At 30.4% G+C, this 18,313-nt stretch carries 14 protein-coding genes; 10 read left to right on the top strand and 4 right to left on the bottom strand.

The window, feature by feature from the left end:
• Positions 1-3: 3 nt before the first annotated feature.
• The 3 genes from HNP65_RS03035 (at position 4) to HNP65_RS03045 (ending at position 6,030) form a co-directional block, all read left to right on the top strand.
• Complete coding sequence (locus HNP65_RS03035; RefSeq protein ID WP_184618884.1) at positions 4-2,997, top strand: alpha-mannosidase; 2,994 nt, start codon at positions 4-6, stop codon at positions 2,995-2,997.
• A 253-nt stretch (positions 2,998-3,250) separates the two neighbouring features.
• A complete protein-coding gene (locus HNP65_RS03040) occupies positions 3,251-4,363 on the top strand; it encodes a KamA family radical SAM protein (protein ID WP_184618885.1) in 1,113 nt (370 codons plus the stop codon).
• 128 nt (positions 4,364-4,491) lie between these two features.
• The gene (locus HNP65_RS03045) at positions 4,492-6,030 is read left to right on the top strand and encodes an FGGY-family carbohydrate kinase (protein WP_184618886.1); all 1,539 of its coding nucleotides are present in this window, start codon (positions 4,492-4,494) and stop codon (positions 6,028-6,030) included.
• 31 nt (positions 6,031-6,061) lie between these two features.
• Here HNP65_RS03045 and HNP65_RS03050 read toward each other — a convergent pair whose 3' ends face one another.
• Complete coding sequence (locus tag HNP65_RS03050) at positions 6,062-7,651, bottom strand: DNA-binding protein (protein WP_184618887.1); 1,590 nt, start codon at positions 7,649-7,651, stop codon at positions 6,062-6,064.
• A 75-nt stretch (positions 7,652-7,726) separates the two neighbouring features.
• On the opposite strand from HNP65_RS03050, the gene HNP65_RS03055 reads away from it, so the two are divergent.
• The 7 genes from HNP65_RS03055 to amrA all read left to right on the top strand — a co-directional run bounded on the left by HNP65_RS03055 (position 7,727) and on the right by amrA (position 13,498).
• Complete coding sequence (locus HNP65_RS03055) at positions 7,727-8,935, top strand: L-cysteine desulfidase family protein (RefSeq protein WP_184618888.1); 1,209 nt, start codon at positions 7,727-7,729, stop codon at positions 8,933-8,935.
• 14 nt (positions 8,936-8,949) lie between these two features.
• Positions 8,950-9,819 (top strand): PP-loop family protein, encoded by an 870-nt coding sequence (locus HNP65_RS03060; protein WP_184618889.1) that lies wholly within the window; start codon positions 8,950-8,952, stop codon positions 9,817-9,819.
• Between the two features lie 16 nt (positions 9,820-9,835).
• The gene (locus HNP65_RS03065) at positions 9,836-10,408 is read left to right on the top strand and encodes a DUF4897 domain-containing protein (protein WP_184618890.1); all 573 of its coding nucleotides are present in this window, start codon (positions 9,836-9,838) and stop codon (positions 10,406-10,408) included.
• On the top strand, positions 10,405-10,938 hold the full coding sequence (locus HNP65_RS03070; protein ID WP_246348159.1) for a DUF6115 domain-containing protein: 534 nt from the start codon (positions 10,405-10,407) through the stop codon (positions 10,936-10,938). The genes HNP65_RS03065 and HNP65_RS03070 overlap by 4 nt, the downstream gene beginning before the upstream one ends.
• 169 nt (positions 10,939-11,107) lie before the next feature.
• Positions 11,108-11,842 (top strand): carboxylesterase family protein, encoded by a 735-nt coding sequence (locus HNP65_RS03075; RefSeq protein ID WP_343043453.1) that lies wholly within the window; start codon positions 11,108-11,110, stop codon positions 11,840-11,842.
• A 334-nt stretch (positions 11,843-12,176) separates the two neighbouring features.
• Positions 12,177-12,446 (top strand): hypothetical protein, encoded by a 270-nt coding sequence (locus HNP65_RS09685; RefSeq protein ID WP_221236825.1) that lies wholly within the window; start codon positions 12,177-12,179, stop codon positions 12,444-12,446.
• 530 nt (positions 12,447-12,976) lie between these two features.
• Positions 12,977-13,498: an AmmeMemoRadiSam system protein A gene (amrA, locus tag HNP65_RS03085; RefSeq protein WP_184618892.1), complete on the top strand. Its 522-nt coding sequence runs from the start codon at positions 12,977-12,979 to the stop codon at positions 13,496-13,498.
• On the opposite strand, the gene HNP65_RS09760 is transcribed toward amrA, so the two are convergent.
• Genes HNP65_RS09760 through tsaB form a run of 3 tightly spaced genes read right to left on the bottom strand, consistent with a single transcriptional unit; the run spans position 13,495 to position 18,275 of the window.
• Positions 13,495-15,159, bottom strand: a complete 1,665-nt coding sequence (locus HNP65_RS09760; protein ID WP_246348160.1) for an HD-GYP domain-containing protein — start codon at positions 15,157-15,159, stop codon at positions 13,495-13,497. The genes amrA and HNP65_RS09760 overlap by 4 nt on opposite strands.
• Before the next feature lie 10 nt (positions 15,160-15,169).
• Positions 15,170-17,632 carry a DNA mismatch repair protein MutS gene (gene mutS, locus HNP65_RS03095; RefSeq protein ID WP_184619020.1) on the bottom strand — a complete coding sequence of 821 codons (2,463 nt, stop codon included), beginning with the start codon at positions 17,630-17,632 and terminating at the stop codon, positions 15,170-15,172.
• Positions 17,625-18,275 carry a tRNA (adenosine(37)-N6)-threonylcarbamoyltransferase complex dimerization subunit type 1 TsaB gene (tsaB, locus tag HNP65_RS03100; RefSeq protein WP_184618893.1) on the bottom strand — a complete coding sequence of 217 codons (651 nt, stop codon included), beginning with the start codon at positions 18,273-18,275 and terminating at the stop codon, positions 17,625-17,627. The genes mutS and tsaB overlap by 8 nt, the downstream gene beginning before the upstream one ends.
• Positions 18,276-18,313 lie beyond the last annotated feature (38 nt).

Here is an 18,313-nt window from a genome sequence, read left to right on the forward strand (position 1 = left end):
AAAATGTACAGAGAAAAAAGTAAAGAAATTAACCACTTAAAAAGAGCTCTTTCTGAAATATATCCATATTGTATTCTAAAACGTGAAGAATATACAGGCTGGAAACATAATGGAAAAGAAATTTCTATACCATATGAATGGTCTCTCCAAAAAATTACATTTGAAAATGAATTTAAAATTGACAATAAAAACACATACTTGAGAGCATGGTTTGGTGGTGAAACACTTATATTTATTGACGAACAACCAGTAGGGGAAATAAATCCATTTCATAGAGATTTTGATTTATCACCATATTGTGATGGAAATGTTCATTCAATAAAGGTAGAAACTGTTCCAAGAGGATTATTTGGAACAAAAGAACCTCCGGTTTTCAATGAATCCTTCTTAATTTACTACGATATTGAATTAAAAAAAGCTCTAAATTTTGTGTATAACGTAATTCAGGTTGCAGAAGAAACCTCGGACCAATATTTAGCACAAGCATTAATTAATATTACTGATGAGTTTCTCTCATCTATTTACGTTCCAAGAAATACTAAAGAATATCTTAACAATGTTCTAGACAATCCGGCAATTATACAAGAAATTAAGAGTGTTTGGAATCCACCAAAACTTGAATATACCCATTCTAGAAATAACAGTGATGTTAAAAAAATTGTTCTAGAAAAATTTAATAACTTTAAGAAAAAGATTAAAAATATTCCATTTCCAAAGTATGGAAAAGTTTTTGTAGTTGGACATGCCCACATAGATTATGCATGGCTCTGGCCCATAAACGAAACAAAAAGAAAAATTGCAAGAACTTTTTCAAATGCAGTAACTCTTTCTAAAAAATACAAAGAGTTTATCTACACACAATCTTCTGCAAAAATGTACAAAGATATAAAGGAAAATTATCCTGAATTATTTGAAGAAATAAAAAAATTGGTTTCCGAAAATAAATGGGAACCTGTTGGAGGAATGTGGGTTGAATCTGATTGTAATGTTCCTTCCGCTGAATCATTAATTAGACAATTTTACTATGGCCAAAAATTTTTCGAAAAAGAATTTGGAAAAAAATCTAAAACTTGCTGGCTCCCTGATGTCTTTGGCTTTTCATGGATTTTACCTCAAATATTAAAAGAAGCTGACATAGACTACTTTGTCACAACCAAACTATACTGGAATGAATCAAACGAATTTCCATACGATCTATGTAAATGGCGCGGTATAGATGGCAGTGAAGTAATTTATTATAGCTACAAAAACATGGAAGAAGGCTATAACGGAAAAATTTCAGCCAAATCTATAATCAACACATTTGAAAATTTTAGGCATAAAGACTTAACATCTTCAATTCTTTTGTCTTTTGGATATGGTGATGGTGGTGGCGGTCCAACAGAAGAAATGTGCGAAAACTATTACGCTTTAAAGGAAATCCCAGGAATACCACAAGTTGAATACAGTACAGTAGATAACTTTACTAAAAATCTTCCAAAAGAAGATATCCCTGTCTGGGATGGAGAATTATACCTTGAACTTCATAGAGGAACACTAACCTCACAATCTAGAACAAAAATATTACACAAAAAATGCGAAGATAAACTAAGAGAAATTGAAATATTAAACACACTCTATGGGAAAAATTATCAAAAAGAAATTGATAAGCTCTGGGATATTGTGTTATACAATGAATTTCATGATATTTTGCCTGGTTCCTCAATTCACGAAGTATATAAAGACGCAGAAAGAGATCTAAATAAAGTGTTAGACAAAGCCAAAGATATTAAAAGACAAATTCTAACCAAAACTAGTAAAAACAAACTTGTAATATTTAATCCTTCTTCATTCAAACAAAAAATATACTTTGAATCTGATAAATTATTAAACCTTGAATTAGATGGAAAATCACTAAAACTTCAAAAAACATACGATGGAAAGTATCTTTATTATATAGATAAATACATTAATCCCCTTGAAGCTATACAATTAAATATCAAAGATAAAATGCCAGAATTTGAAGACAAACCATTTGAAAATAAATTAATAGATCTTACCATATTTGAAGATGGAAGCATAAATATATTCGACAAAAAAACTAATAAATATCTCTTCAAAAATCGTGGAAATATTTTAATGCTTTCCAAAGACATTCCATATTACTGGGAAAACTGGGATATCGATGCAAATTATGCAAAAAGTGGTAGAAAACTCGACGCAAATAAAATTGAAGTAGTAGAGGAAGGACCAATAAGGAAAGTCGTTAAAGTTGAATATAAAGTGGAAAATTCAAAAATTGTTCAATATTACATTCTTCAAACAGATTCAAATTTGATTGAAGTAAAAACAGAAATTGACTGGCATCTTAGAAGAAGCTTGCTAAAAGCTTTATTCCCAACTAATGTATTAAGTAGATACGCAAAATTTGATCTTGACGCCGGATACATTGATAGGCCAACTCACAAAAATACAAATTTTGAAAAAGCCCGCTTTGAAGTTCTAGGACATAGGTGGGTAAATATTTCTCAACCTGACTTTGGAGTGTCTATAATTAACAATGGAAAATACGGTCACAGTGTTGACAACAACGTAATCGGGCTTTCACTAATAAAAGCTGGAACATATCCTGATTTTTTTGCAGATGAAGGCTTCCACGAATTTTCATATGCAATTTTTGAAAGCTCAAATGTTAAAGATACTATACAAATCGCTGATAACTTTAATAAAAGAATATTCGCGCTAGAAAAATTCGATACTAAGAACTTTTCAATAAGAATTTCTCCTGATAACTTCAAAATACTAGCACTAAAAAAACTAACACCAAATACTATAGTGCTTAGACTTGCTGAAGTTGTTGGAACAAGTGGAACACTAGAAATAGAAATTGAAAACTTAAAAAAAGCATATATTTCAAATATACTAGAGGAAATTAAAGAAGAACTAAGCGTGAAAAATAATAAAATAATTTTAGAATACGAGCCATTTAAAATATACACATTTATATGCAGGCTTTAGAAAAATCCCCCTCCTTGTTTAAAGGAGGGGGATTATATTTTTATTATATTATTTTTTCATCGCGATGTAGCCTACCTTTCCAAAATTCTCTCACAGCCTTCTTGCCTTTAAAAATATTATATATTTAATCAAAAAGATATAAATATGTTACTCTATATTTTCTTATATGTAGTATTAAATTAAAATCTAATTGTTAGAATGAAAATGCCCCTTTTTCCTACAAAATCCCACCACAAAGAAAGGAGGAATCCTCATGCAAGTAAACTACATCACAAAAATCGAAAAAGTTCCACAACTTTCCGAGGAAGAAAAAAACAAGTTAAAAAAAGTGACGGAAAAGTATAAGTTTAGAGCTAATGATTATTATTTAAACTTGATTAATTGGGATGATCCAAATGATCCAATAAGAAATTTAATAATCCCACAAATCGGTGAGTTAGAAGAATGGGGAAGACTCGATGCCTCAAATGAAAAATCCTATACAATTTCCAAAGGTTTACAACACAAATACAGAGATACCGCCCTTTTATTAGTCAACGATGTTTGCGGTGGATTTTGTAGATTTTGTTTTAGAAAGCGCCTCTTTATCAATGTAGGAGAAGAAGTAGTTAGGGACGTTTCTGAAGATCTAAAATATATAAAAAAGCATAAAGAAATAACAAACGTGTTATTAACCGGTGGCGATCCACTATTACTTGCTACAAAAAAACTTGAAAAAATAATAAGTCAGATCAGAGAAATTGATCATGTTCAGATAATAAGGATTGGAAGTAAAATGATCGCATTTAATCCATATAGAATCACCGAAGATCCTGAATTAATAGAATTGATCAAAAAATATTCAACTGATGAAAAGAAAATATACATTATGACACAATTTAACCATCCAAGAGAAATAACTAAAGAAGCTATTAAAGCGGTAAATATGCTTCAAAAAGCGGGGGCAATTCTTGCAAATCAAACACCTTTGATAAAAGGAGTTAACGCAGATTGGAAAACGCTTATGGAACTATTTAAAAAGCTTTCATTTATAGGTGTTCCTCCATACTACGTATTTCAAGGAAGGCCTGTTGCCGGAAATAAACCTTTTGCAGTTCCGGTAGAAGAAGGCTATCAAATATTCTTAAAAGCAATCATGAATGTATCAGGACTTGCAAAAAGAGCAAGATTTGCAATGTCACACGAGACAGGAAAAATAGAAGTTTCTGCTCTTACAAAGGAGCATATTATATTTAGATATCAACGCGCACATGATCCAAAAAATGCTGGAAAAATAATGGTATACAAAAGAAATCCAAACGCATACTGGCTCGATGATTATACCGAACTTGTTGAAGAATATTTTGTAGAAAATCCAATCCTTTAAAAATAAGCCATGGACCTCCATGGCTTATTTTCTTTCCTTAAATTTTTCCTTCCTCTTTAATTTTAATTTTCTTACCATTTAAGATATAATTTTAATTAGCCAAACTATTATTTAGGGAGTGAAGATAATTGGAGTTTGCACTTAGCATAGATTGTGGAACACAAAGCCTTAGAGCTCTCCTTTTCGATGGGCTTGGAAACCTACACGATATGGAAAGGATTTCATACACCCCATATTATTCACCAAATCCAGAATGGGCAGAACAAGATGCCAATATCTATTGGCAGTCTTTATGCAAAGCTGTTAATACTTTAAAAGACAGAAACAAAGAAAAATTCAAAAAAATTATTGGTGTCAGTATAACTACACAAAGGGATACAGCAGTCTTGGTTGACAAAAATGGTGTTCCATTAAGACCGGCTATAATCTGGCTTGATCAAAGAAAAGCTTCGTACAAAAATCCACTTAATTTTTTCGAAAATATTGCTTTTTCAATAATTAAAATGAAAGAAACCGCAATAAGAATATATAGAAAATCAAGACCAAATTGGATCAAAGAAAACGAACCCGAGATCTGGGACAAGACTCACAAATTCCTGCTTTTATCAGGTTATCTATTATTCAAACTCACAGGTAAGTTCATAGATTCAACCGCCTCTCAAATAGGACATATCCCATTTGATTATAAACACCAAAGCTGGCCTAAAAATAAACATAGTTGGAGATGGAGAGTCTTTGGAGTTAAAAAAGAAAAGCTCCCGGAGCTTGTTCCACCTTGCACAATTGTTGGAAAGATTTCAAAAGAAGTTGCAAGCCAAACGGGAATTCCTGAAGGTACACCCATTATAACTTCTGGATCAGACAAAGGATGTGAAACTATTGGTTCTGGATGTACCTCTTCAGATTGTGCAAGTTTAAGTTTTGGAACAACTGCTACTATTCAGACAACTTCAAAAAAATATTTTGAAACAATCCCTTTCATACCACCATATCCTGCGGTTATTCCAAATGCATATAATCCAGAAATTGAAATATTTAGGGGATACTGGCTTGTAAAATGGTTTATAAAGGAATTTGGAGAAAAAGAACTTGAATTATCAGAAAAATTAAACGTTGCTCCAGAGATAATATTAAATGGATTTCTTGATAATATACCCGCTGGTTCAGAAGGATTAATCTTACACCCTATGTGGACACCAGGGCTTGATATGCCAAATGCAAGGGGAGCTATAATCGGATTTTCCGATTATCATACAAAAGGTCATATTTACAGAGCAATTATAGAAGGTATAAATTTTGCATTGAAAGATGGCATGGAAAGAATAGAAAAAAGAGGAAAAATAAAAATAAAAAGGCTAACAGTCTCTGGTGGCGGTTCACAAAGTGAAAAAATATGTCAAATTACAGCAAATATGTTTAACCTTCCAGTTTATAAACCAAAAACACATGAAACCTCTGGACTTGGTGCTGCATTATGCATCTTTGGTGCATATTCTACAATAGATGAAGCAATTAAAAATATGATTCATTACAGTAAAATTTTTTACCCAGACAAAGAAGAAGCTGAGATTTACAATGAATTATACAAAAAAGCATACAAAAAAATTTATTCTTCACTACGTAATATTTATTCCAACATCAAAAAATTAACAGATAACAACGATTAAAAAACTAGCGCCCAAGGGGCGCTAGTTAAAATTAGTGAGATGAAAGAAATTTAACTATATTAACCGCAAGTTTGGCATCATCTCCATAGCTCCAACCATCGTGTAATATATCATTTTTATCCCCTGTTCCATCATCAAATGGAGAGCTGTCTCCTATAGCAACAACAAAACCTTTTCCGTAACTACTCAAAACTAAATAAGGCTTTTTGTTTCTATCGGAAATTAAAATTTTTACATCATCTCTTAAAGCCTGGATAGTACTTCCTGCCCAAGCCCCAATACTATTTATTCCTTCCGTTATTTCATGTTCATACACGTATTCTAATGGTTCTTCTTCTATACTATCCCCAGTAAATTTAAAACCAAAATTTTCTACAAATTCATTAAATATTCTTGGAGAATCCCAACCATTTCCATTTCTGTCTGAACCGCCATGGTCAGCTATTAAAAACAGTCCTCCACCATTTTCAACAAACTTTAATATTGCATCTATTTCTTCTGCTTTAAAAGGTCTGTTAGGTTCAGGAATAATAAATACTTTATAAAGGCTTAAAAGCTCATATGTAAGATTCTCTTTTGTACTTTCAACGTACATACCAAGTTCATTCTTAAGTGCTTCAGCAAAATCAGAATATGCTCCATATATTACCCAATCTGCATTTCCTGCTTGCTGTCCATGGCCTTCATCAAATAAAACTCTTTTAGTAAATACATCTTTTTCAGGATCAATAGAAGCAATTACTGATCCCATCTGGTTTTCATTCATATCTTTTACAAATCTTATCATTATTTTAACCGTTGAATCTATTTTTTTATCAAGCTCAAGTATAACCACTCTATTATTAAAGTACATCATGTGCCCTTTTATACTTCTTCCTGCAATCCTTATAGTTTTATTATCTATAACGCTTTTTTCAGAAACTGGTTCATTAAAAACAACATATACCTTATCATCCTTTAAAAATACTGATTTTACTTCAGGTGGAAAGACATCACCGGCTTCTATATCTTCCATACTTCTTGGCCAAAGTTCAAAAAACGATTGATATCTTCCAAGGACTCCCTTTACTTTAAGATGCATTCCAACTCTAAAATAAGATGTAAGTATGCCGGTATTTTCACGAATAAATACCATACCATTTCCACTTCCATCATCAATATATACTTTTCTTGGATCTGATTGCTCTATTTTTACTACATCACCCTCTACTTCTACAAACAATCCTTGATATTCTTCATTATTAATATCATTTGTTGATATTTTTTTTGGTTGAGGTAAAGTATTGCTTTTAGATAAGACCTTTATGTAATACTTTTCTTTGTCAGCATCAATTACAAGTTCTCTATTTAATCTATGTGTCCACATGTATCCACTAATTTCAACTAAATCCCCTCTGTTTATACCTTCAAAATGACCTCCACGAAGGTAAACATTAATTCCTCCACTTTCATCCTGAATAAAGATAATGTTTACATCAAAAGGGCCTGGTTCAACGGTAACAATTCCTCTGACAATTATATCTTTCCCATCGCTAAGAGCTTTTGCATCTGAAATACTAATAATTGATGAAAATAAAAATAGTGGAACAAGTATCAAAAGCATAAAATAAAGTTTTCTCATACCTTTCCCTCCCGTATTTTAATTTATCATATTATTGTATCATATGTTATAATTTCAATGAAAGGGGGTTTTATTTTGATAAAAGATATATTCTTTGATCAGGTAAAGCCGGCGTATGGTTGCACCGAACCCATAGCTGTAGCATTATCTACAGCTACGGCCAAAAAGTATTTAAATGAAACTTTAGAAGAATTAAAAGAAATAAAAATATCTCTTGACAAAAACACCTACAAAAACGGGCTTGTTGTAAATATCCCGGGCACAAATATATACGGTCTTGAAATTGCTGCTGCTTTGGGATATTTATGTGGGATCCCAGAAAAAGGGCTTGAAGTTTTAAAAGATGTAAATTCTCAATGCTTGAGTAAAGCCATGAACCTCAAAAATAAAATTAAAATAGAAATTAATGATATGCCATATCTCTATGTAGAAACAATAGCTGTATCAAAAAACAATCACACCGTTAAGATTTTAATTGAAGGAAAACATGACAACATTGCAAAAATAACCATTGATTCTAATACAATTCTTGACAAACCATTTAATCCATCAAAAACTACATTAGAAAACATTAAAAAATACTCAATAGATGAAATTATCGATTATGTTGAAAATCCGGACAAAGAAGTTTTAGATTATGTAGAAAAAGCAATTGAAATGAACATAGATATTGCAAAATATGGAATGCAAATAAAAGGAAACTTTTCAAATGCTGCAATAAACGAATATGTAAAATACGTAAGTGCAGGTGTTGACGCAAGAATGAGCGGAGTCTTAAAACCAGTAATGACTGTTGCTGGAAGCGGAAATCAAGGGCTTTCATGCATACTACCAATAGCAACAAAAAGAGAAGAATACGATAAAGAAAAAATCTTAAAAGCAACATTGCTAAGTATATTAGTTACAATATATATAAAAGCATATACTGGTCTTTTAACTCCAATTTGCGGGGCAGGAAGTATTTCTGCTGCAGGAGCTGCAGCTGGACTCACCTATCTAAAATGTGGCAACAGACAACAGATCAAAAATGCAATTAACGACACAATTGGAACATTGTTTGGATTAACTTGCGACGGGGCAAAAAGAGGGTGCGCTCTAAAAGCAGTAGCTGGAACACTTACCGCTATTCAAGTAAGTGAGCTTGCAATAAATAATATTGATGTTCCTTGTGGAAATGGTATAGTTGCAAAAGATGTTGAAGAAACAATAAGACGCGTTGGAAAACTTACCAATTCTGTAAAGCAATTTGATAAGGATGTATTAGACTATATAGGAAAATGTTAGTGGAGGTGTAGCATTTGAAGTGCCAACATTGTAAAAAACAAGCGATACTAAAATCTCCAAGGCTATGTGAAGATCATTTCGTAGAATACTTTGAAAGAAAAATTGGTAAATTCTTAGATAAGTATAAAATTAAAAACAAAAAGTTATTGGTAGCCATATCTGGTGGTAAAGATTCAGTTGTTGTAAGCTATGTTCTTTCAAAACTAAAAGAAAAATTCAACCTTCAAATTGAATATTTCTTTATAAGACTTGGAATACCAGTATTTACAGAAAAATCCGAAGAAATAGCTACAAAGGTAACAGAAAGCATAAATTATCCTCTAACAATATATGATTTGAAAAAAGAAGAAGGATTTACCATTATGGATATAAAATATAAACCATGTTCATACTGTGGAATGATTAGAAGATATATTCTTAACAAATATGCATTTGAAAACGATTTTGATTACGTTGTTCTTGGCCACAACTTAGATGATGAAGTTTTCTTCATTTTCAATAATATGTTCAACAAAAATATTACGCAGCTGCAAAGAACAGGCCCACTTACTCAAACTATAAAAGATAAAAAACTTGTTGGCAGAATAAAGCCACTATATTTCCTTACAGAACAAGAAATACTACTTTATGCAAAACTTAAAAATCTTCCATATGTGGGTTGTGCATGTCCGAATTCTCTGGAAAGTACTCAGAAAAAATTTAAAAAAGATATAGAATTTTCAAGGGATCAAAAATTAAACATCGTTTATTCGATACTTGAAATGAAAAAGTATTTACCAGAAGAAAAAGTAGAACTTAAATTCTGTGAAAAATGCGGATTTCCAACTACTTCTGACACATGCAAATTCTGTAGAACCAAAGAAAAAATTCTAAGTACGCTTTAAAAAGGAGGTCAATATCTTGCAAAATAAGACTTTCATGTATATCCTTATACTCATTGTAGTTGTATTTTTAATATTTGATCTATTTACAGTATTTAACAGACGTCCAAAATTTGATATAACATTCTACAAAACTGTCGTTGAAACGGATTATTCTGACACCGCTACAATTACAACAATTGCCGGTCTTTCATTTAAAGACGAAAAAACAATGTATGAATATAAAGAAAATTACACAAATGCATCATCAAAAACTTTCTTAAATTACTTTGAACAAATTTCAAAGGAAATAGGTAAAACAATAACTGTATTAAATTATGAAAATTCTGCAAAAGAGCGTGCAGGAATTCTTGAGATAGAAGAAGTTGCTATATTAAAAAATCTTGTAGATGTTTCAAATAATACCTATACTCTAAACATGGGAAATATTCAAATAAATCCAAATCCCAATTCTCTTTTTATTGTTTACATACCAAAAGATAGCATTTTAGTTTCTTCAAATCCAACACCAACTAGCTTTGAAAACAATAAATTAAGTTGGGATGGAAAAAGTCTCAAAAATTTTCCAACGGTGATATATAGGAGGAAATGATGGGAATCATAGAATGGTTAGTATTAATTAGCACAATTTCAACCCTATCTTTTTCATGGGCAGTTTATTTAATAAATTTACATAATAGCAAAAATCTTCCCGAAAAAATCAAGGAAGATGAAGAGCGTTTAATTCAACTTATGGGAAGAGTAAGAGTCTTTGTTGATTCCAAAATAGAGATTTTAGAAGAAAAAGAAAAAGAATTAAACGATTTAATTTCTCAAATAAATGACCTTTATTCAAAATTAGTTCTGGAAGTATCTGAATATCAAAAAAGCATTAAAACTAATTCTAAAACATCATACGAAGAAAAGAAGGAAGTTGAGGCAAACTCAGAAAATTTTGAAAATATTTTAGAAGAAACAAAAGAAAAAAGAGAAACCAAAAAAACCGAAATGACAAGAGAAGAACAAATTATTGAGTTATACAACCAAGGGGTTGAAGAAGCCGAAATTGCAAAGAGATTTGGAATGGGTATAGGAGAAGTAAGACTTATTATAGACCTATTCCATAGAACAAAAAGTAAGTAATTGACTAAATTAAAAAAATGCTCCTACCACAGTTAATAACATTAAAAAATTAAAAATAATCATAAGATTAGTGAGATTTTCTTATTTGAAATATTTTTTATTCTCAATAAGGTAGCATTATTTGCGAAAAATATCACTTTAAATTAAGCTTTAATTGAGTTAAAAAGAGGTGTTTAATTTGAATTACCTTGATTTATTTAAACCCTTTGTATATAAAGACGAATTTATTACTCTTCCTTACAGATTATTCTCACCAAAAATAGAAAATAATAAAAAATATCCTTTAGTTATATTTCTTCATGGAGCCGGAGAGCGTGGAAATAATAATATAAAACAAATTACAGCAAATAAAGGAGCAACTGTTTGGGCTGATCCTAATATTCAATCAGAAAATCCATGCTTTATTTTGGCGCCTCAATGTCCTGAAAATAGCTGGTGGGGTAGTTATAAAAAGGATGACTTTGTTTTTGAAGCTAATACTATTTTATATAGTGTTATGCTATTAATTAATAAAATCTCAAAAGAAAATCCAATAGATGAAAATAGAATTTACATCACTGGTCTTTCAATGGGAGGCTTTGGAACTCTAATCTTATTATCAGACTTTCCGGAAAAATTTGCAGCAGGTGTAGTTGTTTGTGGTGGCGGCGATTTAGACAAAGTGCCAAGATATAAAGATGTACCAATCTGGCTTTTTCATGCAGAAGATGATCCAGTAATTTCCGTAGATTTTTCAAGAAAGCTTTTCGAAAAAAGCAAAAGTATAGGTGGAAATATTAGATACACTGAATATCCAAAAGGATTACTATCTTCAAAAAAGATTCACCCTCACGCAGCTTGGGAGTTGGCATATAACGATAAAGAAATGATCAAATGGCTCTTTAATCAGATAAAAAAGAGATAAGGAGGAATTATTTTGCAAGAATTTATATACATAATTTTGATTTCTTTAGGATTATTAATAGGCTTGTTTTTAGGCTACAAATGAAGAATTATCTTCTAATCTTTCTACAACCAATAATCTTTCTATCCAAATAGCAGAATTAAAAGCCAAATATGAAGAAATAGAAAAAGCAAGGTTTGAAGCTGAAAAACAAAGAGAAAAACTAAACGAAGAAAAAGAAAAAAGATTTAAAGAGTTTATAGAAAACACTCAAAAGTTATTTTCAGAGATAAGCAACAAAACTATTAAAATTGATGAGGAAAAAGAAAAGCGAATAAATGAGTTAGTTGAGCAAATGAGAAATTTCTTTGAAGAACAAAAGAAAAATACCGAAAAATTTTTAAATGAACAAGGAAAATCAAGAGAAGAAATCGAAAAAAGAAGGGATGCCCAAATCGAAGATATGAAACGAATGATTTCCATGTTTACAAAAACAGTGTCTGGAACGAAAACCAGAGGCATGACTGGTGAATTTCTTCTAAAAGAAGCATTAAAAGAATCAATAAAGGTTGGATTAATTAAAACGAATTTAAGAACCGAGAGTGGTGAAGTAGAATTTGCCTGAGATCTTGGTGACGGAAAGTATATTCCAATTGATTCAAAATTCCCAGATGTATTTCAACTATTAGAAGAATACAACAAAGTGGAAAGTTCAAAAGAACGAGACAAATTAAAGAAAGAAATTATAAATAAAGTTAAGAAAGAAATTCAAAGAGTTCAAAAATATTAAAATCTTTTAAATACTATAGATAGTTGTATTTTAGTTGTGCCCGAAGCTATCTTAGAAATTGCCCCTGAACTTGTTGGATTAGGCCGAGAAAAAATGTATTTTTATGTAGTTACAAAGATGTTTTTGTTATAGCTCATACATTACAAGATAAGTATATAAGACTAAAGGAAGAAGGAGACATTGGAAAATATAAGCAAATAGTTTCTTTACTTTTCCAAACTATCGAAAATATTAATAGTAAGGTCTCTACAATTGATAAAGCATTAACTACAATTGCAAATGCAAACACTTCTATTAAGGACTATATTAATAAGGCTAAAGAAGCTGGCTCTAGTAATAATATAAATTAATATGGAGGTGATCTTATGATAGGAACCCATCCCTATGTTAAATGGGCTATTAAAGTTATTGAAAATTATATCTTACACTCAAAAGTAATAGAGCCCGATCCAAATTCTCTTCCAAAAGAACTTTTTGAAAAAAGAGCTGGCTGTTTTGTTACTTTACACACCAAAAATGGTAATTTAAGAGGCTGTATAGGAACATTTGAACCTACTCAAGAAAACCTTGCATTTGAAATAAGAAACAATGCAATTGCAGCTGCCTCTCAAGATCCAAGATTTCCACCTGTATCAAAAGAAGAACTCAACAACATAGTAGTATCTGTTGATATATTGAGCGAAATTCAACCTGTATCTTCTATCAGCGAACTTGATCCTAAAAAATATGGAATCATAGTTGCAAAAGGATTTAGAAGAGGTTTGCTCTTACCAGATATAGAAGGGGTAGATACTATAGAAGAACAAATAAGAATTGCAAAGCTAAAAGCTGGAATTTTTGATGATGACTTTAAAATATTTAAATTTACAGTTGAACGATACCATTAATTTAAGTATATTTCATTCCATATTTTTTCTATTTCCTTTTCATATCTTTTAAAAACTTCTAAAACCTCTGGTGCAAAATGCGAAGGCTGTGTTCTTCCGTCACCTTCTAATATAATTTTCATAGTCTCTTCATGAGTAAAGCTTTTCTTATATGGTCTTTCTGAACGCAATGCGTCATATACATCAACAATATGAGTAATCATCGCCTCAATTGGTATTTCTGCTTTCTCTAAACCATATGGATATCCTGTCCCATCATAATTTTCATGGTGATAAAGTGCAATATTGCGCGCAGTTTCAAATTGCTCTTTATCTCCTATCAATCTTGCACCATATATAGTATGTTTTTTCATTTCTTCCCACTCTTCTTCTGTTAATTTCCCTTCTTTCAATAAAATATCACGTGGAACAAATATTTTACCAATATCATGAAGTGGTGCATAATAACGTATATTATTAACAAAATCACTAGAAAATCCAAGCTTTTCAGCAACAAATGCTGATAGAATTCCTACTCTTTCTATGTGATTCCCTGTGTTTTCATCATAACCTTCTGCGATCATAGCAAGTTGAGAACTAAAATCAATATAAGCTTGTTCTAGTTCTTTATTGATTTTTTCTATTTCTAAATAACTACTTTCCAACTCTTGGTTTGTAGCATTTAATTCTTGCATATAAGCAATTAATTCTTCTGCCATTAAAGAATATTGTTTTACTATTTCATTTATTTCGTCTATTTTAAAACTAAGGAGTTTTTGCTTGTATAATTCCTTTTTTTCTTTAAATTGCTTCATGTTATTAATTAAAACATTAAGATCTTCCGTTATATCTTTAGAAATTCTAACTGAAAGTTTATAAATAATTAACAATGAAATCATAACAAAAATGACAGCTAGAAATACAAAAAAATAAAATACTCTAAAAACAAATGAAAAATTGAAGGAAATTTTCAATATCATTGGTCCAAAAATACTATGATCATCTTTTATAACTACAGGATAAAAAACTTCATAGTTTTCCCTGTCTCTAGCTATTTTATATTCTTCATTTCTACTAACTATTTCATTAAAATGGTCAGCAATAAATCTATTAATTTTCCCATTGAGTTCTGCACCATTTTCAGAGTAAAGTTCAATCGAATTGATAAAAGAATATTGAATGTTTAAATCTCTCAACTCTTTAAAAAAATCCTTTAATATTGTTGTTGGAAGTTTCATGAAAAGCAAATAAACTTTTTCCTTTACTCTAATATACAATCTATTCTCAAAATATCCACTACTTATATTTTTCACTGAATAATAAGTTATCTGATCTTTTCCAAGATTTTTTCTCAAAGTTCTTGGTATTTTATTTATATCTAATTCTTCAAAATAAACATCCTTGAAATAATAAGGTGCTCTTGCAAATAAATATGTTAGGTACTCTTCAAAATTCTCAGGATTGTTTTTAATATTTAAGACAGTTTCATCAATTTTTCTTTCAAAACTATAACTAACTTCCTGAATAGTCCTATTTAATAGCTCTAAACTAATCTTAACAAAGTTAGATGAAATATTTTGAAACTTTTTACCAATATTATTAACTATAATATACTCAAAAAAGATAAATATTGCAAACAAAATAACCAAACCTATAATTACATATCTGAGAAATTTTTTCATAAAATATTTTTTAAAACTCACTATTATTCACCTCAAAAATAGTTAATTGACCTTCTACAGCTTTTTTTCTGCTTTTTATTTGCCTTAATTGCCCTTCTTTTAAAACTCTTACCTTTTTCTCAAGTTCACTCTTTTTAGTTATAACCTCTAAAATCTCCTTGGCTCTTTCAACTACACCATCTGGAACTCCCGCAATTTTAGCAACTTCAATACCATAACTTCTATCTGCAACTCCGTCAACAACTTTATGTAAAAAAACTATACCATCATTTGTTTCTTCAACTTCTATCGTTAAATTTTTTATACCCTTATACACATCAGAAAGTTCTGTAAGCTCTGTAAAATGAGTAGCAAATATTGTTTTACATTTTATCTCGTTATATATATATTCACTCATTGCCCATGCAATGCTTATCCCATCAAAAGTACTAGTTCCTCGACCTACTTCATCTAAAAGAACCAGACTATCTTTAGTTGCTTTTGACAAAATTAATGCAACTTCGCTCATTTCAACTAAAAATGTACTCTTTCCAGTTGAAATATCATCTCTTGCACCCATTCTAGTAAAAATTCTATCAAAAATTGGAAGCTTTGCACTCTTTGCTGGAACAAAACAGCCAATTTGGGCCATAACTGCTATTAAACCAACTTGCCTTATATAAGTGCTTTTCCCACTCATATTAGGCCCTGTTATAATATACATTCGTCTTAAACTATCCATGTATATATCGTTGGGAACAAAGTTTGATACATACCTTTCAACAACAGCATGTCTTGCCTCTTTTACAATAAATTTTTCATCATCAAACTCTGGTTTTACATAACCATAGAGCTGGGATACATATGCAAACGTTGATAAAACATCTAACTCTGCTATTTTTTCTGCAGTTTTTTTAATGTCATTTACATATTTTAATATCATCTTAGTTAATTCATCAAATAAAGCTTTTTCAAGAATTTCAACCTTTTCACGTGCTGACATAATCTTTTCTTCAAATTCTTTGAGTTTTTGAGTAATATATCTTTCCGAGTTTACAAGTGTCTGCTTTCTTATATAATAATCTGGTACATTTTTCACCTGACCTTTTGGAACTTCAATATAATACCCAAACACTTGGTTAAAACCAACCTTTAATTTTTGAATATTTGTTCTTTCTCTTTCCTCTTTTTCAAATTCTTTTAATTTATCTTCAGAGTGAAATAAAAGATTTCTATAATCATCAAGTTCAGGAGAATATCCATCTTTTATTACATTCCCATCTCCAACTGTACTTGAAGGATCATCATATAAAGCTCTTTCAAGCAGTTCTACAACTTCTGGAAATTCTTCTATTTCTTGTATATACTTTGAAAATTTTTCATTTGTTTTCAAAGCATCTAAAATATTTGGAATAATATAGAGCGTATTTTTCAAAGAAATTAAATCTTTTGGAGATACTTTACCATATTGAAGCCTGGTTAAAATTCTTTCCACGTCAAATATTCCATTTAAATATTCTCTTATCTCGTTTAACAATAATCTATCATTAAAAAATGCATCAACTATTTCTTGACGTTCTATTATATCCTTTTTTACCTTCAAAGGTTGCAAAATCCACTTCTTTAAAAGTCTTGAACCCATGGCAGTTTTTGTTTTGTTTAAAATATCGTATAAATTCTTTCCTTTTTCACCAGGAATTAGAGATAGATTATCAACTGTCTTTGAATCTAGAATCATCCATTTACTTTCTTCCAATTTTTTTGGTTCTTCCAATGCTAAATTACTCATTAGCGTGTATTCTAAATATTTTAATAATGCACCTAATACTCTTAGCTGTTCATTTGAAAGCTCAAAGTGATCAAGTGAAACAATTTCAAACGTTTCCTTCACTTTGTCTTCAAACCCTTCAAAATACCAATCATCAAGCTTTTCTATAAATTTATTTGGCAGGTTATCCTTTAATTCATCAAAGATATTTTCTTCACAGATTATCTGAGATATATTTACTATAGAAACAAAATCAATCAGATCGTTAATTGCCTCAAAATCTTTTACAAACAATTCACCAGTTGAGACATCAACAAAAACAGTATTAAAATTTTCTCTAAATGCAACCGCCATTAAATAATTATTTTCAGAGCTTAATAAATCTTCTTCAATCAAAGTGCCAGGAGTAATAACTCTTGTTACTTCTCTTCTTACGATACCCTTAGCCTGAGAAGGATCCTCCATCTGCTCACAAATTGCAACTTTATAACCACTATCAACCAATTTTTTCAAATAATTATCGAGAGCATGATGGGGTATACCGGCCATTGGAGCATTTTGCCTTTTTGTTAGAACTATATTTAATATCTTTGAAATAATTTCTGCATCTTCAAAAAAAGCCTCGTAAAAATCTCCAAGCCTAAAGAGTACAATTGCATCTTCATAATTTTTCTTTATATCCATATATTGTTTCATCATTGGGGTTAAATTCTTCAATTTAACCATCCTTTCGTTGATTCTTTTTTTCAAAATTAATTTCTGCAATAGATTTTTGAATATACAAAGGTTCAACTTTCTCGACAAAGTTTCCAAGTTCTACTTCCTTTTCAACTAAATAACCTAGTCTAGATGGTTCAGGATAGTGATATATCTCTGGAAGATTTCCACCAAAGTACTCTGCACCATCTCCTATAACCGAAAAATTTTCCATCTTTTCAAGCTCTTTTGAAAAATTCTCTATTGACTCAACAAAAGGTTCAACAATAGTATTTAAATATTCATCATATATTGCTCCATAAATATACCCTTGCCGTGCTTTTCTTGTGATAACTATATTTTTTCCACTATTCATTAAATTGGCCGCAATAAGTTTTGTCGAAGGAATGGCAACTATCTTTTTATCTATAGAAAGTCCAAGAGCAAAAGATATTCCAACTCTAAGGCCAGTTAAACTTCCGGGACCTATTCCAATACCTACAACATCAATATCTTCAAAGTTTATATTCAAATTTTTTAAATTATTCATTACAACACCCAAATTTCTTCCATGTTTATCCTTTCCCATGTAGGTCTGAGTAATAATCTTTTCAGAATCTCTATAATACACTACAATTTTTGATGTTGAAGTATCTAAAGCAAGTATTTTCATATTTTATCCCTCCATTTCTATTTAATTTTATCATATTT

The organism is Thermosipho japonicus, assembly GCF_014201655.1.
Lineage (GTDB): Bacteria > Thermotogota > Thermotogae > Thermotogales > Fervidobacteriaceae > Thermosipho > Thermosipho japonicus.